The organism is Collinsella sp. LCP19S3_B6, assembly GCF_052121815.1.
Lineage (GTDB): Bacteria > Actinomycetota > Coriobacteriia > Coriobacteriales > Coriobacteriaceae > Collinsella.
This window is the reverse complement of sequence record NZ_JBQKDN010000010.1, coordinates 51904-74458: the sequence shown is the minus strand read 5'-3', so window position 1 is coordinate 74458 and position 22555 is coordinate 51904. Positions and strand designations below refer to the sequence as shown.

Sequence of the window (22555 nt, the reverse complement as noted above, 5' to 3'; positions counted from 1 at the left end):
GCATCGTTGCGTTATGCAGACAACATATTGCCACATTAGGGCATCGAGCGCGGCAGTTGAAGACGATTGAGCCATGTTGTCGCAAATGCGGCAAGAGGCGCGGCTAGATAAGTCCAAAGTGCTCGAGCGCGGTGACGACGCCGTCGTGGTCGAAGCTGTCGGTGACGTAGTCGGCCTTTTCCTTGAGGAAGTCCGGCGCGTTGCCCATGGCGACGCCAACATCGACCGCCTCCATGAGGGCGATGTCGTTGCTTGCGTCGCCGATGCCGTACACAGTGCCGTGATCTGGCCCCAGGGCGTCAAGCACGGCCTTGATTCCGGCCCGTTTGGTGCACTCGCGAGGCGAGATTTCCGTGACCTCGAGTTCGAGCTCGTTGAGGCAGAGCAGAGGCCCAAGCTCTTCATCTTGGGCGATGCGGTTGGCGAGCGGTGTGGACATAAGAATTTTATAAGCGTTGTAGTGCTTGAGTTGCGTGACGGCGTCGCCCACGGTGCGCGCGTATCCGTACGTCTCGGGGGCATCTGCGCTCATGCGTACGACGCGGTCGATACCCTCAAAGCGAATGACCTCACCCGATTGTTCGAGATAGGGGGCAAGGCGCTGTAGCAGACCGGGGTTTATGGCCGCATTTCGTACGATGCGTCCCTCGAGTTCGGCGTAGCCGCCCGCGAGACATACGATGCCCGCCCACGGCAGCTCGAGCAGCTTGGGATGGATGCAGCTGAGGGTGCGCCCCGTGCAGATAAAGGCTCTGTTGCCGTTGGCGACAAACGTGCGAATTGCCTGTGCAACCGTTTCGTTGGGATAGGGGGAAAGGTCTCGCTCGCCCTCGGGGAGCTCTTGGGCAAGTTTGGGATCTTGCCAGGCAAGCGTACCGTCGATGTCGAAGAAGCAGATATTGCCATGCTTTTTGGCGTCATCGGCGGCATGAGAAAGCGGGGTGGCAAATGCAAAATCCGGTTCGAGTCCCATAATCTGATCAAAGTGCTCTTTGACGCGGGGGACCGAGACGCCGATGATTACCTGGGCGGTCTTGCCGGTGACGATGAGGCCTTTGGCGCCCGCTGCGACAAAGGTTGCGTTGTCCGCGACGATAGAAGGGTCCGCGACTTCGACGCGCAGCCGCGTGGCGCAGTTGGTTGCGCCCACAATGTTGGAGACGCCGCCCAGAAGCGCCACAACCTGCTCGGCGAGCAGACGATCTTGTGATGCCTGGCAGTCGGAAGCGCCGGCTTCGGATAAGCGCTTTTCGGCAACGTCGTTTCCCGTCAAGCGCGAGAGTGCCGTGTTGCTGGCAATGTAGTCCTCGCGTCCCGGGGTTTTAAGGTCAAAGGTCAGGATAAGACCTCGAAAGCTCAGAAAGAAGATGACGCTAAAGACGAGTCCGATTCCGAGTGCCAAAAGGTAGGAGCCGGCATGCGTCCGCATGAGCGGGATAAAGTTGAAGGCAGCCATCTCCATAAGGCCACCCGAGAAGATGCCGACGACGCCAAAGAAGTTCATGGCCATGGCAAGGCAGGAGGATAGGACGGCGTAGAGCAAAAAGAGTCCGGGATAGGTGAACATAAAGAGAAACTCGAGCGGCTCGGTGACGCCGCAGACCATCGAGGCGACGATGGCGGGCAGAAGGATGGTCTTGAGGCTGGCACGGCGTTCGGGCTTGGCCGTGGTGTAGAACGCTACGGCGATGGCGGGAAGACCAAAGAGCTTGACCCAACCGGTGGCGGTGAAACCAGCCCAGGGCGCTAGCTCGTTGAGGGGGCGCGTGCTGTGCGAGAGGATGGGAAGCAAGTTGGTCCACGTGGCGTAGATGCCATCGGTAATAACCAAATTGTCGTAGTAGATTGGCATGTAGAGCAGGTGATGCAGCCCCACGGGCTCGAGTGCTCGCTCTAAAAACACAAAGGCGCCCACGCCGAAGGGACCGACGCCCGTAAGTGCATGGCGCAGTGTTTCGGTCATTGCGTATACGATGGGCACGATGGCGGCCGAGATAGCGGCAAGGGCGGATACGGCAAAAAAGCTAATGAGGTAGACCAACGAGGAGCCCGAGAAAGTACCGAGCCAATCGGGAACCTTGGCATCGTAGAAGCGGTCATGGATGGCGACGACGGTGGCCGATACCGCCAGCGGGCCGATAATGCCGGTGTCGAGCGTCTTGATGCCGTCGATGACGGTGATGCCGCTGGCGGAGGTCAAAGACGACGGGTACTTAAGTCCAAGGTTGTCGCCGCTCAGCTTAATGATCTCGCTCAAAAAGAAGCAATAGGCAAAATAGGCCACGAGTGCCTCGAGGCAGCAGCGCGCCGGTTGCTTTTGGGCAAGGCCGATGGGCAGCGCTACGGCAAAAAGCAGTGGGAGGCGTTTAAAGACCGTCCACGAGCCGCGCTGGATGATAGCCCAAAAAATATACCAAGGGGTTCCGTATACGGCGAGGTTGCCGACGATGTCCGCAGACGTTGCGAGGGCGGAGACGCCGACCATAAGGCCCGATATGGAAAACAGCATGGCGGGCGCGAACATTGCCCCGCCAAAGCGTTGGATTTTCTGCAGCATAATATGCCTTCCGGATGCAACATGCTGTGCGAGCAAGAACGTTTAAACAATGAACTCATTGTAGAGGACTGGCTGCCTGCCGCATTGACGGTTTTGATTCGGTCCGATTTGGGTGCCGGGGGAACCGTCGACGGTAAATAATCCGTGCTTTGCCGATAGACGGTTTAAACAGCCCCAAGAACTGCTATCGTGCCTAGCCATACATATTCATTAGAGGTGAAGCCATGCCAAAAGCGATTTACGAAGGAATCTACCGCGAGATCCGTTCGCGCATCATTAACGGGACCTATGCGTTTCAGGAGATGCTGCCAACCGAAGCCGAGCTGACCGCAGAGTTCGACTGCACGCGCAATACCGTCCGCCGCGCCTTGAGCATGCTGGCCGACGAGATGTTTGTGCAGCCCATACACGGCAAGGGCGTACGCGTTATTTGGCTCAAGGGCGAAACCGACATGCTGGGCGCGCTCGAGGAAGTCGAGTCGTTTGGCGAATTTGCAAAGCGCAACAATGCCGTTGCATCGACGGACGTTAAGTCCTTTGAACATCTGGTCTGCACCGAGCAGCTCTCTCGTCGCCTGGGCTTTAAGGTGGGCGAGGAGCTGATTCGCGTGGTGCGTGTCCGAAGCCTTAACGGCAATGCGCGCCAAGTAGACCATGGTTACTTTTTGGAGTCAATCGCCAAGGGCCTGACGCCCGAGATCGCCGCAAAGTCAATTTACGACTATCTGGAGCACAAACGCGGCGTCAAGGTGATGGCGAGTCGCCGTACAGTGAGCGTCGAGCTTGCCAACGATGAGGACTGCAGCTATCTTGACCTCGGCAAATACAACTGCGTTGCCGTCATGGAGAGTCAGTCGTACACCTCGGACGGCATCTTGTTTGAGGTGACGCATGCTCGCACACACCCCGAGATCTTCCATTACCGCATCAATTCCAAGCGATAGGTAACAGACGCATAAGCTTGCGTTTCGATATGAAGCGCCCCGTGCAGTCGATGGGATATCGGCCGCACGGGGCGCTTTAATTGTTTAGACAATATTTGTCAAGTACGAATGTATCAGGAACCGTTCACCGAAGTTTTTCTACCGCTCTAACAATACTTGTTCAAACAACTAGCCAAATAGCGTATTGTACAAATCAGAAAAAGGGGCAAAGTCCCCGAACCAATCTCCGAAGGCGGCGGCAAAGGGTGCCGCCACGGTGTGAAAGGGTGGATTGTAATGAAGAACGAAATGAGCAGAAGGCAGTTCCTGGGCTTCGCTGGCTCCGCGGCCACAGTCTTTGGCCTGGGTCTCGTGGGCTGCGGTGGCTCCGCCGGCTCCGGCTCCTCTGCTTCTGGTGACGCTGCCGAGGTCTACTTCCTTCAATTCAAGCCCGAGGTCGACAAGGAGTGGAAGGAGATCGCTAAGGCGTACAAGGAGGAGAAGGGCGTCGAGGTCAAGATCGTGACCGCCGCCTCCAACACCTACGAGGAGAAGCTCAAGTCCGAGATGTCCAAGAGCTCCGCTCCGACCCTGTTCCAGGTCAACGGCCCCACCGGTCTTAAGAACTGGAAGGACTACTGCGCCGACCTGTCCGATACCAAGGTCCGCGGTGAGCTCGTCGACGACTCCCTGGCTCTGCAGTCCGACGGCAAGGATCTAGGTATCGACTGGGTCCAGGAGAGCTACGGCATCATTTACAACAAGGAGCTCCTCGAGAAGGCTGGCTACAAGGCGGAGGACATCAACTCCTTCGACAAGCTGAAGGCTTGCGCCGATGACATTCAGGCCCGCAAGGACGAGCTTGGCGTTGACGGTGCCTTCACTTCCGCCGGCATGGATGACTCCTCCAGCTGGCGCTACACCACCCACCTCGCCAACCTCCCGCTCTACTACGAGTTCGAGAAGGAGCACAACCAGGAGGATGACGAGATTAAGGGCGAGTATCTCGACAACTTTAAGCAGATCTTCGACCTGTACATCACCGACTCCACCTGCGATCCTTCGCAGCTTGCCTCCAAGACCGGCGACGACGCCACCAACGAGTTCGCAACCGGCAAGGCCGTCTTCTATCAGAACGGCTCTTGGGCCTACGCCGACCTCATCAAGGCCGGTATGACCGACGATCAGATTGGCATGATGCCCATCTACATCGGTGTCGACGGCGAGGAGAACCAGGGCCTGTGCTCCGGCGGCGAGAACTACTGGTGCGTGAGCTCCCAGGCTTCCGAGGATGCCCAGAAGGCTACCGAGGACTTCATGTATTGGTGCGTCACTTCTGACACTGCCACCAGCATCATCGCTGACAAGATGGGTCTGACTGCCCCGTTCAAGAGCGCCAAGGACACCACCAACGTCTTCTCGCAGCAGGCTGTTGCCATGGCTAAGGACGGCAAGAAGACCGTCGCTTGGGACTTCGTTTACATCCCCTCTGAGGAGTGGAAGAAGAACCTCAAGCAGGCTCTGATTGCCTATGCTGCCGATAACACCAAGTGGGACGGCGTCAAGAACGCCTTCGTCGATGGCTGGAAGACCGAGAAGGCTGCTTCCGAGTAAGCAGTTGCTGCCCAAGCTATCTGATTAGCGACAGGGGGCGGGCAGACGTCGGTTTGCCCGCCCCCTGCATATTGAAAGGACCCTTCTATGGGCAAAGCACTCAAGCGCTGGTGGCCGCTCTTTATGCTGCCCACGTGCCTGGCGTTTATGATCGGGTTCGTGATCCCCTTTATCCAGGGTTTCTATCTCTCGTTCTGCCAGTTTATTACCATTAACAACACGCACTTCGTCGGTATCGAGAACTACGTGCGCGCACTGTCCGATCCGCAGTTTGCCACGTCGTTCTTCTTTACGGTGGCGTTTGCTTTCCTGTCGACGGTGCTCATCAACGTGATCGCCCTCGCCATCGCGCAGGCGCTCACCCGCAAGGCACTCAAGGGCACCAACATCTTCCGTACGATCTTCTTCATGCCTAACCTGATCGGCGGCATCGTGCTGGGCTACATTTGGCAGATTCTGATCAACTGCCTGCTCTCCAACATCGGTGCCGACCTTATCGCCCTTAACTCTGCTGCTGGCTTCTGGGGCCTTATCATCCTGACCCTGTGGCAGCAGGTCGGCTACATGATGATCATCTACATCGCCGGTCTGCAGTCCATTCCGTCAGACTACATCGAGGCCGCCAAGGTCGACGGCGCTACGGCATGGCAGACGTTTTGGAAGGTTAAGATCCCCAACCTGATGCCGACGATCACCATCTGCCTGTTCCTGTCCATCACCAACGGCTTTAAGCTGTTCGACCAGAACCTCGCCCTTACCGGTGGCGCCCCGGCGCACTCCACCGAGATGCTCGCCCTGAACATCTACAACACGTTCTATTCGCGTGCTGGCATCGCATGGCAGGGCATCGGTCAGGCCAAGGCGGTTATCTTCTGCATCCTGGTCGTAGCAATCTCCATGATCCAGCTTAAGGCCACGAGGTCCAAGGAGGTGCAGCAGTAATGAAACGCGATAAGGCTATCAACCGTGCGCTCTCGATTTTCTTTACGATCCTGTCGCTCGCATGGATTTACCCCGTGTTCATGATTGCGCTCAATTCCTTTAAGAAAGGGACCGCAATCAGCACCACCACGGCATTCGATCTGCTCACGCCCGAGACGTTCAACGGCCTTGCAAACTACGTGCACGCCCTTAACGAGCAGGGCTTTGCCTCGGCGTTTATGTACTCGCTCATCATCACGGTCACGTCGGTCGTGCTGATCTTGGTGTGCTGCTCCATGTGCGCTTGGTATGTGGTGCGCGTCAACAGCAAGATCTCGAACTTCTTCTATTACCTGTTCGTGTTCTCGATGGTCGTACCGTTCCAGATGCTCATGTTCACGCTGTCCAATTTGGCGGACCGCATCGGCTTCAACACGCCGTTCAACATCTGCTTTATTTACCTTGGCTTTGGCGCGGGCCTGGCGGTCTTTATGTTCGCCGGTTTTGTAAAGAACATCCCGCTCGAGATCGAGGAGGCGGCCATGATCGATGGCTGCAACCCGGTCCAGGTGTTCTTTAAGATCGTCCTTCCCATCATGAAGCCCACCTATCTTTCGGTCGGCATTCTCGAGACCATGTGGGTCTGGAACGACTATCTGCTGCCCTACCTCACCCTCGACTCCACCAAGTACAAGACCATTCCTATCTTGATCCAGTACTTCCGCGGCGGCTACGGTCACGTCGAGCTCGGCCCCATGATGGCCTGCATCATGATGGTCGTTGTCCCCATCGTCCTCATGTACATCCTCTGCCAGAAGTACATCATCGACGGCGTGGTGGCAGGTGCCGTCAAGGGCTGATGCCGTAACTGTTTTGCAAGTTTCTGCGGCGCCCCTCAGCGTGGCGCCGCGTATCGAAAGGTAGAGACATGGCCGAGATCGTTCTCAAACATGTTCAGAAGGTGTATCCCAACAACGAGTCCAAAAAGAAGGGCTTCTTTGGCAAAAAGAAGAAGACCGAGGAGAAGAAGCACAACCTCAAGGTTACCGAGGATGGCGTGCTCGCTGTAGAGGACTTCAACCTCACTGTTCACGACCAGGAGTTTATCGTCCTCGTTGGTCCCTCTGGTTGCGGTAAGTCCACGACGATGCGCATGGTTGCCGGCTTGGAGGACATTACCTCGGGCGACGTGCTCATCGACGGCAAGCGCGTCAACGACGTGGCACCCAAGGACCGTGACATTGCCATGGTGTTCCAGAGCTATGCTCTGTACCCTAATATGACGGTGTACGAGAACATGGCGTTTACGCTTGAGCTCAAGAAGGTCCCCAAAGACGAGATTGACCGCAAGGTTCGCTCCGCTGCCGAGATTTTGGGTATCACCGAGTACCTCGACCGTAAGCCTAAGGCGCTTTCGGGCGGCCAGCGTCAGCGCGTCGCCATCGGCCGCGCCATCGTGCGTGACCCCAAGGTATTCCTGATGGACGAGCCGCTGTCCAACCTGGACGCCAAGCTTCGTAACCAGATGCGTGCCGAGCTCATTAAACTTCGCCACGAGATCAAAGGCACATTCATCTATGTTACCCACGACCAGACCGAGGCTATGACCCTCGGCGACCGCATCGTGGTCATGAAGGACGGCGTTGTTCAGCAGATCGCCACGCCGCAGGAGGTCTTCAACCATCCCGCGAACATCTTTGTCGCCGGCTTCATCGGCGTGCCGCAGATGAACTTCTTCGATGCCCAGCTGGTGCGCTTGGGCGAGGGCTTTACCGTCAAGACCGACGACATGAATGTCGCACTGGCCCCCGAGACCTGCGCTCAGCTTGCGCTTAACTGGGACGGCGGGGATATGAAGGAGATCACGGCCGGCGTGCGTCCCGAGCAGATTCTGCTTGCCGACAAGGGCGAGGAGGGTGCGCTTCGGGGCACCATCGAGGTCACCGAGCTCATGGGTTCGACCGAGCACGTTCATGTGACGTCTCCCGACGGCCAGTTTGTCCTGATCATCCCTGTCGTCGACCTCGAGGCCAGGGGTTCGCTCAAGGCCGGTGACCCCATCTGGTTCAAGTTCGAGAAGAATGCGACCCACCTTTTCGATAAGGTCTCTGGCAAGAACCTTATCTAGACCCGATTCAATCAGGCCCTCCTTTTGGGCGACTTCGGTTTTGCCATCCTTTTGCCGTAGTCACATATAAGGCTCCCCTCTCGTCCGCTGAGCGAGAGGGGAGCCTTTCTTTGTGCTGGGGCTGTCTGGCCGGTCGTTTGTCTCGATCTGTAACAGGAGGAGGGCCAAATTGGGCCTAGATGTTACAGATTGAGACGGTTTCCCGGAACAATTCTGTTTGTCTCATTCTGTAACAGGTTGACCCAATTTTGCCGGCTAGATGTTACAGGCCGAGATTTTTTGGTCGAGGCAGGTCGCGGGTAACACGAGGGCACAAAAAGCGGAGCCGCGTTGCCGCGACTCCGCTTTCAAAAGGATGGGTAATGGAAGCGAAATTAGCTCAGGTGCCAGATCTCGTCGTTGTACTGGGAGATCGTGCGGTCGGACGAGAAAGTGCCGGCGTTGGCGATGTTGATCAGCGCCTTGCGCATCCAAGCGTCCCGGTCCTCGTAGTCTGCCAGCACGCGCTCCTTAGTCTGGATGTACTCCTCAATGTCGAGCAGGGACATAAACCAGTCCTTGTCCTTGATGTCGTCGTGCAGACGTTGCAGACGCTCGGCGTTGCCGGTCGCCATAAAAGCGGGGTTGGTAATAAAGTCCACCAGCAGCTTAATACCGGGCTTGCGGTAGAGCACGCCGGCGTTATAGCTGCCGTCGGCGTAGAGCTGCTCGATCTGTTTGGACGAGGCGCCAAAGGTGTAGATGTTCTCGTCGCCCACGAGTTCGGCGATCTCGACATTAGCGCCGTCGAGCGTGCACAGGGTCAAAGCACCGTTGAGCATGAACTTCATGTTGGAGGTGCCGCTCGCCTCCTTGGAGGCCAGGCTGATCTGCTCGGAGATGTCGGCGGCGGGAATCACGCGCTCGGCAGCGGTGACGTTATAGTTCTCGATCATGACGACTTGCAGGTAGGGAGCCACGTCGGGATCGTTTGCGATCCACTGCGACAACGTCAGGATCAGATGGATGATGTCCTGGGCGATAGTGTAGGCAGGTGCCGCCTTGCCGCCAAAGATGATGGTGACGGGGTGCTTAGGTCTATTGCCGTTCTTGATGTCGAGGTACTTCCAGATGATGTAGAGCGCGAGCATCTGCTGGCGCTTGTACTCGTGGATACGCTTGACCTGAACATCGATGATCGCGTTGGAGGGAATGGTCACGCCCTGCTCGAGCGCCATGAACTGGCGCATGATGGCCTTGGCCTCGGCCTTGGTGGCGGCCAGGCGCTCAAGAACGTCCTTGTCGTCGGCGAATTCGGCGAGCTTGCTCAGGTCGCCGGTGCTGCGCCAATCGGTACCGATTACATCGTCGAGCAGGCTGGCAAGTGCGGGGTTGGCTCCCTGGATCCAGCGGCGGAAGGTGATGCCGTTGGTCTTGTTGGAGAACTTTTCGGGATAGATCTCGTAGAACGGGCGAAGCTCGGTGTCCTCCAGGATCTTGGTGTGGAGTGCGGCGACGCCATTGATGGAGAAGCCAAAGTGAATGTCCATGTGGGCCATGTGGACGGTGCCGTACTCGTCGATGATGGCGACGCGCGGGTCGCCATGCTCGGCCTTGGCAATCTCATCGAGCTTGACGATGATGTCGGCGATGGCAGGGGAGACCTTCTGCAGGCTGGTGAGCGGCCATTTCTCGAGCGCCTCGGCAAGGATCGTGTGGTTGGTGTAGGCGACCATGGATCGCACGATGGTAACGGCTTCGTCAAACTCGATGTCGTGCTCGGTGGTGAGCAGCCGGATGAGCTCGGGAATGACCATGGTGGGGTGCGTATCGTTGATCTGGACCACGGCGTAGTCGGCCAGATCGTGCAGGTTGCTGCCGCGTTCTACGGCCTCGTCGATCAGGAGCTGGGCGGCATTGCTCACCATGAAGTACTCCTGGTAGATGCGAAGCAGGCGGCCCTGCTCATCGGAATCATCCGGATAGAGGAACAGGGTGAGGTTCTTGGCGATCTTGGTCTTGTCGAAGTCGATGGAGCTGCCGGGGACCAGGCCCTCGTCGACACTTGCCAGGTCAAACAGGCGCAGGCGGTTCTTGGTGGGCTGGCCATAACCGGGCACATCGATGTTGACGAGCTTGGAGGTGACGGCAAAATCACCAAACTCGATGGTGTAGGAGCGGTCGTCATCGATCAGGATGTCCTGCTCGCCGAGCCACTCGTCAGGGACGGCCTTCTGCTGGTTGTCGGCAAAGCGCTGGCGGAACAGGCCGTAATGGTAGTTGAGGCCCACGCCGTCGCCGGTAAGGCCCAGCGTGGCAATGGAATCCAGGAAGCATGCGGCCAGGCGGCCCAGGCCGCCGTTGCCGAGTGAAGGCTCGACCTCAAACTCCTCGATCTTGTTGAGGTCGTGGCCGGCGGCGACGAGCTGGTCCTTAACCTCGTCATAGATGCCGAGGTCGATCATATTGTTGATGAGCAGCTTGCCGATCAAAAACTCGGCAGAGATGTAGTAGAGCTTTTTCTTGCCGTTGTTGAGTGGACAGGCGGCAGAGCGCTTCTGCACGAGCTTGACCAGCAGCTTATAAATACGACGGTCATCGAGCTGCTCGAGCGAGGTGTCAAAGGACTGCTCGGCGAGTTCTGCGAGATTGATACGGGGCATGTTTCCTCCTGTGGTGAGTCGACGACATGTCAGAAATTCAAAAGAAGCCCGCGCGAGGGATTGGGATGGCCTCGCGCGGGAAAAGCGGTCGCGTCCACACGGTGGGGTGGGGTCGGGCGCGGTGGTTCCTATTGGGGAAGCTCGATTTCGGCTTCCGACGGGATGCGGAAGTAGGTCTCGGTCCAGTCGGTGAGCTTGCGCTCGAGTTCGCGGGTGATGGCGCCATCAAGCATGCGCCACGTCCAGTTACCGCCCAGGGTGGCGGGGGTGTTAATGCGCGCCTCGTTGCCCAGATTGAGCAGGTCCTGCATGGTGTAGATACAGGTGTCACTCACGCTGGCGGCGATGGTGCGGTTGAGCGCGTCGGCCATGGACTCGCCTGCCTGCTGGTGGGTATACAGGGCCGCCTGCTCGCGCTGACGCGGGGTGGCCGTTCCCTCATACCAGCCGCGTGCCGTTTCGTTGTCATGCGTTCCGACGTAGGCGACGGTGTTGGCAATGTAGTTGTGCGGCAGGTAGTACGAGTTGCTGCCCTCAAAGGCAAACTGCAGGATCTTCATGCCAGGGAAGCCCGTGGTGTCGCGCATGTCGATGACGCCGGGGGTAAGAAAGCCCAGGTCTTCGGCAATGATGGGAAGCGTGCCGAGCTTTTCCTTGAGCACCTTGAAGAGCTTGAGGCCGGGTCCCTGCGTCCATGAACCATATGACGAATCGGGAGAGGAGAACGGCACCTCCCAAAAGGCTTCAAAGCCGCGGAAGTGGTCCAGACGGATGATGTCGTACATGTCGAGGGCAGCACGGACGCGGTCTTCCCACCAGGAGAAGCCGTCTGCTTCCATAGCATCCCAGTCATAGATGGGGTTGCCCCAGTACTGGCCGGTGGCCGAGAACTGATCAGGCGGCGTTCCCGCGACGCTGACGGGATTGCCGGCGGCGTCGATCTTAAAGAGCTCGGGTGTGGCCCACATCTCGACGGAGTCGCGCGAGACATAGATGGGCAGGTCGCCGATGATCAGGATGTCGTGCTCGTTGGCATAGGCCTTGAGGCGGCTCCACTGGCGATCGAAGAAATACTGCGTCATCTGGTGGTAGAGCATGCGCTCGGGATGGGTGGCGCAGACCTTGGCGGATGCCGCGCCGCGGCGGCGGAGCTCCTCGGGCCACTCCCAAAAGGCTTTGAGTCCGCACTCCTCCTTCACGGTCATAAACTCGCAGTAGGGAATGAGCCAGTCCTCGTTTGCTTGGATAAAGTCGTCGAAATCGGCCGGCTTGTCGGCAGCAAAGCGCTCAGCGGCTCGATCGAGAATCTGACGGCGGCCAACAAAGATGGCACCGTAGTCGACGTTGCTGGGGTCGGAACCAAGGAAGACGCCGTCGATGTCACGCTGCTCCAGATAGCCGGCTTCGATAAGCTCGGCAAAGTCGATCAAGTTGGGGTTGCCTGCGCGGGCCGAGAACGACTGATAGGGCGAATCGCCATAGCTGGTCGTCGTAAGGGGCAGGATTTGCCAGTAATGTTGTTTGCACGAGGCGAGAAAATCGACGAAGTCGTAGGCATTCCAGCCAAAGCCGCCGATTCCGTATGGTCCGGGCAGAGATGAGACGGGCATGAGGACGCCGCTTGCACGCTCCATGAATGCGCTCACCAACCTTCTTGTTGTGGGGTCGGCCTGCCGATGGGTGTGCAGTCCGCCTCCGATGTTCTGATTCGATACACCTATTGTATACATGTTGTTTAAACATGTATAGGCAAGATAAAAAAGTTGGTCGATTTTCGGCGAATGGTTACATGCCATGAAAAAGCCCCGGTCTCACATCGTGAGATCGGGGCAAGAACGGTATGTAGGTTTTTGCTACTCGGCGTCGGCGAAGCCGTTGGGGTTGTGGCTCTGCCAGTTCCAGCTATCGCGGCACATGTCCGCGATGTCGTACTGGGCCTTCCAGCCCATCATGCGCTCGGCCTTGGAGGCATCACACCAGTTGGCGGCGATATCGCCGGCGCGGCGCTCGCGAATCACGTAGGGCAGCTCTTTGCCACAGGCCTTGGAGAAGGCGGCGACGACCTCGAGCACCGAGGTGCCGGTGCCGGTACCCAGGTTAAAGATCTCAACGCCGGTCTTGCCGTTCATCCAGTTGAGGGCGGCCACATGGCCCGATGCCAGGTCGCACACATGGATGTAATCGCGCACGCCGGTGCCGTCGGGGGTGGGGTAGTCGTTGCCAAAGACCTGAACGGCCTCGAGCTTGCCCACGGCAACCTGCGCGACATAAGGCACCAGGTTGTTGGGGATGCCCTTGGGGTCCTCGCCGATCAGGCCCGACGGATGGGCGCCGATGGGATTGAAGTAGCGGAGCAGCACAACGTCCCACTCGGGATCGGCGGTGTGAACGTCCATAATGATCTGCTCAATCATCCACTTGGTCCAGCCATAGGGGTTGGTCGCGGGCTTCTTGGGGTCTTCCTCGGTGACGGGCGGGTTATCCGGATCGCCGTAGACGGTCGAGGAGCTCGAGAAGATGATGGACTTGCAGCCATGGTTGCGCATAACGTCGACGAGCACCAGGGTGTTCTCGATGTTGTTGTGGTAGTACTCGACGGGCTTGCTCACCGACTCGCCGACGGCCTTAAAGCCGGCGAAGTGGATGACGCGGTCGATCTGATGGGTATCGAAGATCTTGTTCATGGCATCGCGGTCGAGCACGTTGGCCTCGTAGAAGGTGAGGTTCTTGGCGGCCTTGTCGCCCACGATGGTCTTGACACGGTCGACGGCGACGGCGCTGGAGTTGGAGAGGTCGTCGACGATGACGACCTGGTAGCCACCCTCGAGCAGCTGAACGACGGTGTGCGAGCCGATAAAGCCGGCGCCACCGGTTACGAGGACGCAGGTGTCTTTGGGGTCGAGTGCTTTGGACATGTAGTCTCCTATCGAATCAGGAACACTTCCTGAGGGAGTATAGCGCAGGCAGGGGCACCCAAAACGTGCAGGGCAGGAAAAGCAGACGAACATGCTAACGTACTCATGGAAATGTTTGGCGTGGGCATAACCTTGACTTTGACGTTTTCATACGAGCCGCCGACCATGGGGTTTGCTGCCGTTCGTGGAAATCGTTGGGACGCGTCGGATGTACGCTAATATGTATGAGTTGAGCGACATATAAATAAACATGTAACGGAGTAGATATGTCACCAAACAGCGATTCCATCCTTTCCCAGGAGCTTTCGCGTCGCACTGCCCTCAAGGCCTTGTTCGGCGCCGCTTCTGCAGCCGTTCTTTTTGGTCTGCCCGCTCGCGCCCATGCTGCGGAGGCCACCAAGGAAACCACCGACAAGCTCAATGCGGCCCAGGCTCAGCTTGACGAGGTCCAGGCCCAGCTCGACAGCATCGCAAATGAATACGCGGCGCTGGCCAACAAGAACGCCCAGACCCTCAACGATATCGAGAGCGTACAGGGCCAGATTGACAGCACGCAGGCGCAGATTGACGAAAAGAAGGCCGAGCTCAAAAAGAAGCGCGGCGATCTTTCCGATCGCGTTTCCGCCAGCTATAAGTCGGGCGGCACCAACATCCTGTCGCTGCTGCTCGCCTCGGGCTCGTTTGAGGAGCTCGTCGCCAATGCGCACTATGTTGAGAAGATCAACAAGAGCGACCGCGACGCCATCGAGGATATCCAGACCATCCAGAAAGAGCTCGATACGCAGAAGTCCGAGCTCGAGTCGCAAAAAGCCGACTTGGAGAAGCTTAAGGACCAGCAGACTGCCCAGATGCAGGACATGCAGGCCAAGCAGCAGGAGGTCCAGACGGTTCTGAACGGCCTCTCCGACGATGTCAAGGAGCTCATGGCCCAGCGCGATTCCGAGATTCTCGCTGCCGCCCAGGCTGAGGAGGCTGCCAAGAAGGCTGCCGCTGCTGCGGCTGCCGCAAACAAGAACAATTCCTACTCGGGTGGTTCGAGCTCGGGTGGCGGATCGTATGCGCCCGGAAATCCGCAACAGAATGCCGGCTCGGGCAAGCAGCAGGCTGTCGTCAACGCATGCTACTCCACGCCTTCGCCTGGCCTGAACTGGTGCGCCGCCTGGGTCACCAACGTCTTCCGCAACGCCGGCGTGGGCTACTTTGGCGGCAACGCGTGCGACATGTTTAACGCCTGGTGCTACAGCTCCGATCGTTCGGCGCTGCAGGTGGGCATGATCGTGGCCGACTCGTCGCACAGTGGCACCGGTATGCCGGGTCTGCTGTACGGACATGTGGGCATCTATGTTGGCGGCGGCATCGTTATGAGTAACGAGGGCGCCATCACGTCGAGGTCGCTTGACTCGTTCATTAGCTTTTACGGTACTGGCTCTGGCGTGCGCTGGGGCTGGCTTGGCGGTATTGCGCTGTCGTAGCTGCGGCTTGGTCCGGGACTGCGGGCGAGGCATAAGGTTGCCTGCTCGGGCAGTCCTGCGCAAGACGAAGGCCACATTAAGTGGCCTTCTTTGCGTGCGGAACTCGCGATCAACCTTATGCCTCGCCCGCAGTCCCGGACCTTCCGGGCTCAAGGCGCGACACACCGGACTGGTTGTCTGAATTAAAGAAAGTGAAGGCCCCTTTCGGGGCCTTCCTTTTATAAAAATTCGCCTACTCGGTGGACTTCGGGTTCTAGGTCTACGCCGAATTGGTCTTTGACGGTTGCTTGGATGTGGCGGATGAGTTCGTCGACGTCGGCGGCGGTGGCGTGGTCGGCGTTGACGATAAAGCCGCAGTGCTTTTCGCTCACCTGGGCGCCGCCGACAGCGTGGCCGCGCAGCCCGGCGTCCATGATGAGCTTGCCGGCAAAGTGGCCCTCGGGGCGCTTGAAAGTGGAGCCGGCGCTCGGCATGTCGAGCGGCTGCTTGTCCTCGCGGCGTTGGCGGTAGTCGTCCATGTCGGCCTTGATCATCGCGGCGTTGCCCGGGGCGAGATTGAAGGTGGCCGAAAGCACGATGAAGCCGTCGTCGGCGATGCGGCTCTTGCGATAGCCCAGATTGAGCTCGTCGACATCGAACTCGATGATGCTGCCGCTACCGCGGGTGCCGTCGTCGAGCGCGCGGGCGGGCTTATAGACGCGCACGGACTCCAAAACATCGGCCATGCAGGCACCGTAGGCGCCGGCGTTCATGTAGCAGGCGCCGCCGACCGATCCGGGGATGCCCGAGATGGGCTCCATGCCGGTGAGGCAGGCTTCGGCTGCCGTGGCCGCAACATCCGAAAGCAGCGCACCGGCTGCTGCCGTAACGTGCGTGCCGTCGACGGTAATGGCGGAGAGGCCCTCGCCTAGCGCTACGACGACGCCGCGTATGCCCTTGTCGCCGACGAGTAGGTCGGAGCCGTTGCCCACGATGGTGAGTGGCAGATCGCAGCGATAGCAGGTATCGAGCGTGGCGACGAGGCCCTGCTCGGTGTCGGGCGTGACAAAGACGTCGGCCGGGCCGCCAATCTTAAACGTGGTGTGCTCGCGCATGGGCTCGCTCATCAACACGTTGTCCTCGCCGGCAACGCCAGCGAGCGCGCACAGCAGGTCCTCGTTAAAAAAGTCGTTCTCGTGCATCCGAATATCCGCCTTTTGGTGGTCGTTGTCATCAATCGATTGCAATATACCCCACCTGGACGTATTTGGTGCGCTGGCGGCAATAAAACAGCCGTCTACCGGATTGGTAAAGTGTTTATCATCGAGGTAGAGGGGCAGTCGCTATACTTTCAAGAGATTGCGCGTAAACCTGGAAGGAGCGAGATGGCCAACAAAGTCACCCTCAAGCAGATCGCCCAGGAGGTGGGGCTTTCCCCCTCGTCGGTCTCGCTTGTTCTCAACAATCGGCCTTGTCGCATCTCGGAAGAAAACCGCAAGCTCATCAAGGAGGTCGCGGCGCGCAACCACTATGTTCCCAACCAGATTGCGCGCAGCCTGGTCATGCGCGAGTCACGCACCCTGGGTCTTATCGTCCCCAACATCGAGAGCCGATTTTTTGCCTCACTTGCCGGTAGCTTGGAAAAGCGCTGCCGCGAGGACGGCTATGCGCTCTTTATTACCAGCTCGGGCGGAAGCGCCGACGATGACTTGGAACTGCTGCGCCAGCTGGTGACGCGCGGCGTCGATGGTGTCTTCCTGGTGGTAGGCGACGAGTTCTCGGACGACCGTGCCCTGCGCGAAGAGGTCAGCCATCTACCCATCCCTGCCGTGATGGTCGACCGCGCCATTGAGGGGCTCGAGTGCGACAAGGTGATGTTCGACCACGAGATGGGTGGCTATATGGCTACCCGCTATCTGATCGAGCAGGGCCACCGTCGCATTGCCTGCTTGGTTAATGCGCGTCGTTCCAATACGGGTCGCAAGCGACTTGCCGGCTATGAGCGCGCGCTGCGCGAGGTTGGCCTGCCTATCGACGCGCGTTTGGAGTTTGAGAGCGAGTACTACATTCCGAGCGCCTACGAGGCCTCGGAGGCGGTGCTCGCAACCGACGCCACTGCCGTGTTCGCAAGCTCGGACAACATTGCCCTCGGTCTGCTCAAGCGTTTGCACGAGATGGGGAAGAGCATCCCGGGCGATATTTCGGTGGTGAGCTATGACAACTCGGCGGCCGACGTTCTCTTTGAGCCGGCGCTGACCGCCATTGAGCAGGATCCTGGTGTCCTCGCGGAACATGCTTTTGGCTGCATGTCCAAGCGTCTTGCCGGTAGGGGCGGTAGGCGTGCCGAAGAGGTCGTCCTGGAGCCGGCGCTTATCGTTAAGGGCAGCGTGCTCGAGCTTACTAAACATAACTAAACACGTTTATCAATTTGCAGAGACCGAATGTGGAGCACCTGTGGCAGACAATGCCGCAGGTGAATGTCGCGTTTTGTTGATCGATGTGATTGATAAGGGTGATAAAACGTTTTTTCACCATGATAAAACGTTTTAGCAAATATACTAGTCCCAACGAATGGTTGCCGTATTGGAGGGCGACCGCACAGCGGAGGGACATAAACAATGGCTAAAACACTGGGGACGCCGTGGCAAAAGCTGGGCCACGAGGTGCCGGCTTCCGAGCTCGAGGGCGTCGACCTGTATTGGCGTGCATCGAATTATCTGTCCGTCGGTCAGATCTACCTTCGCTCTAACCCGCTCATGCGCCCCGACTTTGTCGATGAGAAAACCGGCGAGGTGCGCGACTTTGGTCGCCCGGACGTTAAGCACCGCCTGGTCGGTCACTGGGGCACCACGCCCGGCATCAACTTCCTGTTCGGTCATGTCAACCGCCTCATCGCCGATCACAACCAGAACGCGATCTTCTTGATGGGCCCGGGTCACGGTGGCCCCGCTGGCACCGCCCAGTCGTTGCTCGATGGTACCTATCGCGAGATTCGCCCCGACATTACCAATGACGAGGCCGGCCTGCAGAAGTTCTTCCGCCAGTTTTCCTACCCCGGCGGTATTCCGAGCCATTTTGCGCCCGAGACGCCTGGCTCCATCCATGAGGGCGGCGAGCTCGGCTACACGCTCAGCCACGCCTACGGTGCCGTCATGGATAACCCGAGCCTGCTGGCCGTGGCTGTGGTGGGCGACGGCGAGTCCGAGACCGGTCCGCTCGCGACCTCTTGGCAGTCTAACAAGCTCGTGAACCCGGCAACCGATGGTATCGTCCTGCCGATCCTGCACCTCAACGGCTACAAGATCGCCAACCCCACCATTCTTGCCCGCGTGTCCGACGAGGAGCTCACCAAGTTCTTTGAGGGCATGGGCTATAAGCCGCATTTCTTTGTCGCCGGCTTTGACGACGAGAGCCATGCGAGCATTCATGCGCGTTTCGCCGCCCTGTTCGAGCAGGTCTTCGATGAGATCTGCGACATCAAGGCCACCGCTATGGCTCAGGCCACTGCGGGCGAGACCGTGGTCCGTCCGGCCTATCCCATGATCGTGTTCCGTACGCCCAAGGGTTGGACCTGCCCCAAGCAGATTGATGGCAAGAAGACCGAGGACTCCTGGCGCGCCCATCAGGTGCCGCTGGCGAGTGCCAAGGACACCCACGAGCACTTCCGCGTGCTGCGCGAGTGGCTTCGCTCCTACAAGCCCGAGGAGCTCTTTACGCCCGAGGGCCAGGTGCGCCCCGAGGTGACGGCCTTTATGCCGACCGGCGAGCTGCGTATCGGCGCCAATCCCAACGCGAACGGCGGCAAGGTACGCCGCGAGCTCGAGCTTCCCGATATTCACGCTCACGAGATCCCCATCGCAAGTAAGGGCCACGGCTGGGGCTCCACCGAGGCCGCCCGCGTCTTTGGTGAGTACACTGCCGATGTTCTGGCCAAGAACATGGATGATTTCCGCATCTTCGGTCCCGACGAGACCGCGTCCAACCGCCTGCAGGCTGCCTATAAGGTGACCAAGAAGCAGTGGGATGCCGGTTTCTACGAGGACGATGCCAACGACGAGCTGCTGGCCGGTTCCGGTAAGGTTGTCGAGCAGCTGTCCGAGCACCAGTGCGAGGGCTTCCTCGAGGCCTACGTGCTCACCGGCCGCTCCGGTGTGTGGAGCTCCTACGAGAGCTTTGTCCACGTGGTCGATTCCATGGTCAACCAGCACTGCAAATGGCTCGAAGCAACCAAGCGCGAGATTCCGTGGCGTGCTCCTATCAGCGGCCTCAACATTTTGCTGTCGAGCCATGTCTGGCGCCAGGACCACAACGGCTTTTCGCACCAGGACCCCGGCTTTATCGACCTGCTGCTCAACAAGGCCAACGACACGCATGTCGTGAATGCTTATTATCCGGCCGATGCCAATATGGCCCTTGCTGTGGCCGAGCGCGTCTACCAGTCCACCGACTGCGTCAATGCCATCTTCTGTGGCAAGCAGCCCGCCCCCACCTTCCAGACGGTCGACGAGGCCAAGTCTGAGCTCGCCGAGGGCGTAGCGACCTGGGAGTGGGCATCGACTGCCGACTCGCTCGCCGAGGCCGACGTCGTGGTCGCTACTTGCGGTGACGTGCCGACGCTCGAGGCACTGGCCGCAACCGATATGCTGCGCGGGCTGGACATCAAGGTCTGGTTTGTCAACGTAGTCGATCTGCTCAAGATCCAGAACGTCTGCGAGAACGACCAAGCTATCAGCGATGAGCGCTGGGCTGAGCTGTTTGGCCGCGGCGAGAAGCCCGTGCTCTTCGCATTCCACGCTTATGCCGGCACGATTCGCCGCCTGATCTGGAACCGCCCCGGCCACGATGCCTTCCGCGTCCACGGCTACGAGGAGAAGGGCTCCACGACCACGCCGTTTGACATGCTGCGCCTGAACAACATGGACCGCTGGGCCCTGGCCGCCGACGTGCTGCGCATGGTTGACGCCGATAAGTTTGCCGAGCAGATTGATGAGTGGGAGGCCTTCCGCACCGAGGCCTTTGAGTTCGCGTGCGACGAGGGCTTCGATCACCCGGCCTTTACCGACTGGGTCTGGCCCGATGCCGCGGCCGCAACCGCTGCTGACGGCGTACTCTCCGCAACGCAGCTAACTGCCGGCGACAACGAATAGCATCCGGGACGGTCTCGCCCGGAGGCGGCCCTCTCGACCGTTTCGATATGCGGGGGCTGATTCTATTTTTTGTAATGGGGACCTTGCTTATGCTGCCTTAGAAGCCGTGCATCTAACTATGGTCAGCCAAGATTACATTGCCGGGGGGGGGGGGGGGGGGGGGGGGGGGGGGGGGGGTGGGGGGGGGGCCCGCCCCCCCCCCCCCCCCCCCCCCCCCCCCCCCCCCCCCCCCCCCCCCCGCCCCCGTCCTCGTCCGTGAACTTTTCCGCTGGGCGAGCGGGACCGCGGGTAACCCGCTCCATTGTTTCCAAATGAATACGCTGTGAGCCGAGGGGGACGGTTCTCCCCGCAAGCACTCTAGTATGCTAAAGTACCCAGAAGATCGGCGGAGCTATGCCGGTCTTTCGTTCTATATGAAACGCAGTATGAGGAGGCTCACCAGATGACGGCCACACCGTGGGGATTCCGGGACATATTGCCCGAGGAGGCTCAGGCACGCGAGGAGATCGCGTATACGGTGAAGGGCTGCTTTAGGGAGCATCATTACCTTCCGGTCGAGACGCCGCTGCTCGAGGACAAGGGTTCGCTCGAGGAGGGCGGCCGCATTGCGGACACGCCGTTTAAGCTCTTTGATGACGACGGCCGCCTGCTGGTGGTCCGTCCCGACAACACGCTGCCGATCGTGCGTCTGGTTTCGACCCGCATGCGTGCGGCCGATCTACCCCTGCGCCTTCGCTACGAGGCGCCGGTGGTTCGCGAGTGCCAGCGCAATGCCGGTGGCTCGCGTCAGTTTACGCAGCTGGGCTTTGAGCTTATCGGTGCGGGCGATACCGCGGGCGATGTAGAGATTGTTTCGCTGGTGGCCGAGGCCGTGCGTAAGCTGGCGCTTCCCGATGCTCGTATAATCGCAGGTAGCGTGCGTCCTTTTAAGGAGCTGCTCGCGGCGTGCGAGGATCGCGAGCTGGCAGCCGAGGCCCTGCGCTGCGTGCATGCCAACGACTTTGTGGGCCTCGATGCCCGCGTGGCTGCCAGCACCGAGTCTGATGCCGTCAAGGCCGCCATTAGCGAACTGCCGCGCCTGCACGGTGGTGCCGAGGTGCTCGACCGTGTGGACGCGCTGCTGGAGGCCGCCGGTATCGCCGCGTCGCCGACGCGCGAGCTGCGTGCCCTGGTCGAGGGTTTGGCTCCCGAGGACGCCCAGGTGCTGTCGTTCGATTTCTCCATCATGAACTCTTTCGATTACTACACGGGCCTGGTCTTTAAGGCCTATGCCGGCGGCTTGCCCGATCCGGTGGGTTCGGGCGGACGCTACGACTCCATCTTTACCGGTGCATTTGGCGACGGCATCGAGGTGCCGGCTGCGGGCTTCGCCTTTTCGCTCGAGCGCCTGGAGGCCGCGCGTACCTCGGCAGAGGACACCGCTTCCGACGGCGATCACGCCGCGGGCCGTGGCGCCGAGGGTCCGCTGCGCATTGCCGTGCCCAAGGGCTCGCTTAAGGCAGACACGCTCGACGTGCTCGAGGCCGCGGGCCTGGACGTCTCTGAGTTGCGTGACCCCGGCCGTCACCTGATTGTGCGCGGTCGCGACACGCGTGCCGGTGAGGGCACGGTCGGCGATATCGAGTTTGTTATCGTGCGACCCAGCGATGCGCCCGCCTTTGTGGGCTGCGGTGGCGCCGATTGCGGCATCTGCGGCTGGGATTCGCTCATCGAGGCCGACCTCAACCTGCTGCAGCTGGTCGATTTGGGCTACGGCCTGTGCACCTTTATCGAGGCGGAGCCCGCGTGGCGCGCCGGTCAGGCCGAGCGCAACTATGCCCGCCGCGGGTCGCTTCGCGTGGCAACCAAGTATCCGCGCATCGCGAGTGCCTGGTATGCCGAGCGCGGTGTGAACGCCGATATCGTCTCGCTGCACGGCAACATCGAGCTGGGCCCCATCGTCGGCATGACCGATCGCATCGTGGATATTACCGCTACGGGTGCCACGCTGCGCGACAACGATTTGGTCATCACCGGCCGCATTATGGACTGCACGGCGCGCTTTTTTGTCAACCCGGGCGCCGCTCGCTTAGATCCGCGCGTACGCAATCTGGCAGATCGCTTGGCGGCGGCCGTTAAGGACAAACATTTTGAGCCCGTTGCGGGCTCGGCACAATAGCGCGAGCACGCACGGGCGCCCCAACGTCTGGGCTGCGGGCCGATGGGCGCCGCCGCCCGGCCTCTCGTTTTTCGAACACAACCTCGACCGATAGGGGAT

The 22555-nt window shown here is 59.6% G+C and carries 14 protein-coding genes; 9 read left to right on the top strand and 5 right to left on the bottom strand.

All coding sequences use genetic code 11. The features are described 5' to 3' along the window. Positions 1-103: 103 nt before the first annotated feature. Complete coding sequence (locus tag ACTQWD_RS05270) at positions 104-2557, bottom strand: PTS transporter subunit EIIC (protein ID WP_441559439.1); 2454 nt, start codon at positions 2555-2557, stop codon at positions 104-106. A gap of 224 nt (positions 2558-2781) precedes the next feature. Between ACTQWD_RS05270 and ACTQWD_RS05265 the strand changes: the two genes are divergently transcribed. The 5 genes from ACTQWD_RS05265 to ACTQWD_RS05245 all read left to right on the top strand — a co-directional run bounded on the left by ACTQWD_RS05265 (position 2782) and on the right by ACTQWD_RS05245 (position 8143). Further along, positions 2782-3501 (top strand): GntR family transcriptional regulator, encoded by a 720-nt coding sequence (locus tag ACTQWD_RS05265; RefSeq protein ID WP_441559438.1) that lies wholly within the window; start codon positions 2782-2784, stop codon positions 3499-3501. A gap of 276 nt (positions 3502-3777) precedes the next feature. After that, on the top strand, positions 3778-5094 hold the full coding sequence (locus ACTQWD_RS05260) for an ABC transporter substrate-binding protein (RefSeq protein WP_427795333.1): 1317 nt from the start codon (positions 3778-3780) through the stop codon (positions 5092-5094). A gap of 87 nt (positions 5095-5181) precedes the next feature. After that, positions 5182-6036, top strand: coding sequence for a carbohydrate ABC transporter permease (locus ACTQWD_RS05255; RefSeq protein WP_152073297.1), 855 nt, complete (start codon positions 5182-5184; stop codon positions 6034-6036). Beyond that, positions 6036-6875, top strand: a complete 840-nt coding sequence (locus ACTQWD_RS05250) for a carbohydrate ABC transporter permease (RefSeq protein WP_154515140.1) — start codon at positions 6036-6038, stop codon at positions 6873-6875. The genes ACTQWD_RS05255 and ACTQWD_RS05250 overlap by 1 nt, the downstream gene beginning before the upstream one ends. A gap of 68 nt (positions 6876-6943) precedes the next feature. After that, positions 6944-8143 (top strand): ABC transporter ATP-binding protein, encoded by a 1200-nt coding sequence (locus ACTQWD_RS05245; protein ID WP_441559437.1) that lies wholly within the window; start codon positions 6944-6946, stop codon positions 8141-8143. 374 nt (positions 8144-8517) lie between these two features. Here ACTQWD_RS05245 and ACTQWD_RS05240 read toward each other — a convergent pair whose 3' ends face one another. From ACTQWD_RS05240 to galE, 3 genes are all read right to left on the bottom strand, one after another. Beyond that, positions 8518-10785, bottom strand: a complete 2268-nt coding sequence (locus tag ACTQWD_RS05240; protein ID WP_441559436.1) for a glycogen/starch/alpha-glucan phosphorylase — start codon at positions 10783-10785, stop codon at positions 8518-8520. A 128-nt stretch (positions 10786-10913) separates the two neighbouring features. After that, positions 10914-12431: a 4-alpha-glucanotransferase gene (malQ, locus tag ACTQWD_RS05235; RefSeq protein WP_441559435.1), complete on the bottom strand. Its 1518-nt coding sequence runs from the start codon at positions 12429-12431 to the stop codon at positions 10914-10916. Between the two features lie 207 nt (positions 12432-12638). After that, positions 12639-13700: a UDP-glucose 4-epimerase GalE gene (gene galE, locus ACTQWD_RS05230; protein ID WP_441559434.1), complete on the bottom strand. Its 1062-nt coding sequence runs from the start codon at positions 13698-13700 to the stop codon at positions 12639-12641. A 266-nt stretch (positions 13701-13966) separates the two neighbouring features. Here galE and ACTQWD_RS05225 point away from each other — a divergent pair, with 266 nt between their 5' ends. Beyond that, complete coding sequence (locus ACTQWD_RS05225) at positions 13967-15172, top strand: coiled-coil domain-containing protein (RefSeq protein WP_152067824.1); 1206 nt, start codon at positions 13967-13969, stop codon at positions 15170-15172. A 218-nt stretch (positions 15173-15390) separates the two neighbouring features. On the opposite strand, the gene murB is transcribed toward ACTQWD_RS05225, so the two are convergent. Continuing rightward, positions 15391-16353 carry a UDP-N-acetylmuramate dehydrogenase gene (murB, locus tag ACTQWD_RS05220; RefSeq protein ID WP_441559433.1) on the bottom strand — a complete coding sequence of 321 codons (963 nt, stop codon included), beginning with the start codon at positions 16351-16353 and terminating at the stop codon, positions 15391-15393. 183 nt (positions 16354-16536) lie between these two features. Between murB and ACTQWD_RS05215 the strand changes: the two genes are divergently transcribed. The 3 genes from ACTQWD_RS05215 (at position 16537) to hisG (ending at position 22456) form a co-directional block, all read left to right on the top strand. After that, a complete protein-coding gene (locus ACTQWD_RS05215; RefSeq protein ID WP_118388843.1) occupies positions 16537-17565 on the top strand; it encodes a LacI family DNA-binding transcriptional regulator in 1029 nt (342 codons plus the stop codon). Positions 17566-17769: 204 nt separating this feature from the next. Beyond that, positions 17770-20298: a phosphoketolase family protein gene (locus ACTQWD_RS05210; RefSeq protein ID WP_441559432.1), complete on the top strand. Its 2529-nt coding sequence runs from the start codon at positions 17770-17772 to the stop codon at positions 20296-20298. A gap of 442 nt (positions 20299-20740) precedes the next feature. Then, positions 20741-22456: an ATP phosphoribosyltransferase gene (gene hisG, locus ACTQWD_RS05205; protein ID WP_441559431.1), complete on the top strand. Its 1716-nt coding sequence runs from the start codon at positions 20741-20743 to the stop codon at positions 22454-22456. Positions 22457-22555: the final 99 nt, after the last annotated feature.

Excerpts from the sequence above, each read along its gene's own strand:
- ACTQWD_RS05255 (WP_152073297.1), top strand. The coding sequence starts at position 5,182 with ATGGGCAAAGCACTCAAGCGCTGGTGGCCGCTCTTTATGCTGCCCACG.
- ACTQWD_RS05215 (WP_118388843.1), top strand. The coding sequence starts at position 16,537 with ATGGCCAACAAAGTCACCCTCAAGCAGATCGCCCAGGAGGTGGGGCTT.
- ACTQWD_RS05265 (WP_441559438.1), top strand. The coding sequence starts at position 2,782 with ATGCCAAAAGCGATTTACGAAGGAATCTACCGCGAGATCCGTTCGCGC.
- ACTQWD_RS05250 (WP_154515140.1), top strand. The coding sequence starts at position 6,036 with ATGAAACGCGATAAGGCTATCAACCGTGCGCTCTCGATTTTCTTTACG.
- ACTQWD_RS05240 (WP_441559436.1), bottom strand. The coding sequence starts at position 10,785 with ATGCCCCGTATCAATCTCGCAGAACTCGCCGAGCAGTCCTTTGACACC.
- hisG (WP_441559431.1), top strand. The coding sequence starts at position 20,741 with ATGACGGCCACACCGTGGGGATTCCGGGACATATTGCCCGAGGAGGCT.
- ACTQWD_RS05210 (WP_441559432.1), top strand. The coding sequence starts at position 17,770 with ATGGCTAAAACACTGGGGACGCCGTGGCAAAAGCTGGGCCACGAGGTG.
- ACTQWD_RS05245 (WP_441559437.1), top strand. The coding sequence starts at position 6,944 with ATGGCCGAGATCGTTCTCAAACATGTTCAGAAGGTGTATCCCAACAAC.
- ACTQWD_RS05225 (WP_152067824.1), top strand. The coding sequence starts at position 13,967 with ATGTCACCAAACAGCGATTCCATCCTTTCCCAGGAGCTTTCGCGTCGC.
- ACTQWD_RS05260 (WP_427795333.1), top strand. The coding sequence starts at position 3,778 with ATGAAGAACGAAATGAGCAGAAGGCAGTTCCTGGGCTTCGCTGGCTCC.
- galE (WP_441559434.1), bottom strand. The coding sequence starts at position 13,700 with ATGTCCAAAGCACTCGACCCCAAAGACACCTGCGTCCTCGTAACCGGT.
- murB (WP_441559433.1), bottom strand. The coding sequence starts at position 16,353 with ATGCACGAGAACGACTTTTTTAACGAGGACCTGCTGTGCGCGCTCGCT.
- ACTQWD_RS05270 (WP_441559439.1), bottom strand. The coding sequence starts at position 2,557 with ATGCTGCAGAAAATCCAACGCTTTGGCGGGGCAATGTTCGCGCCCGCC.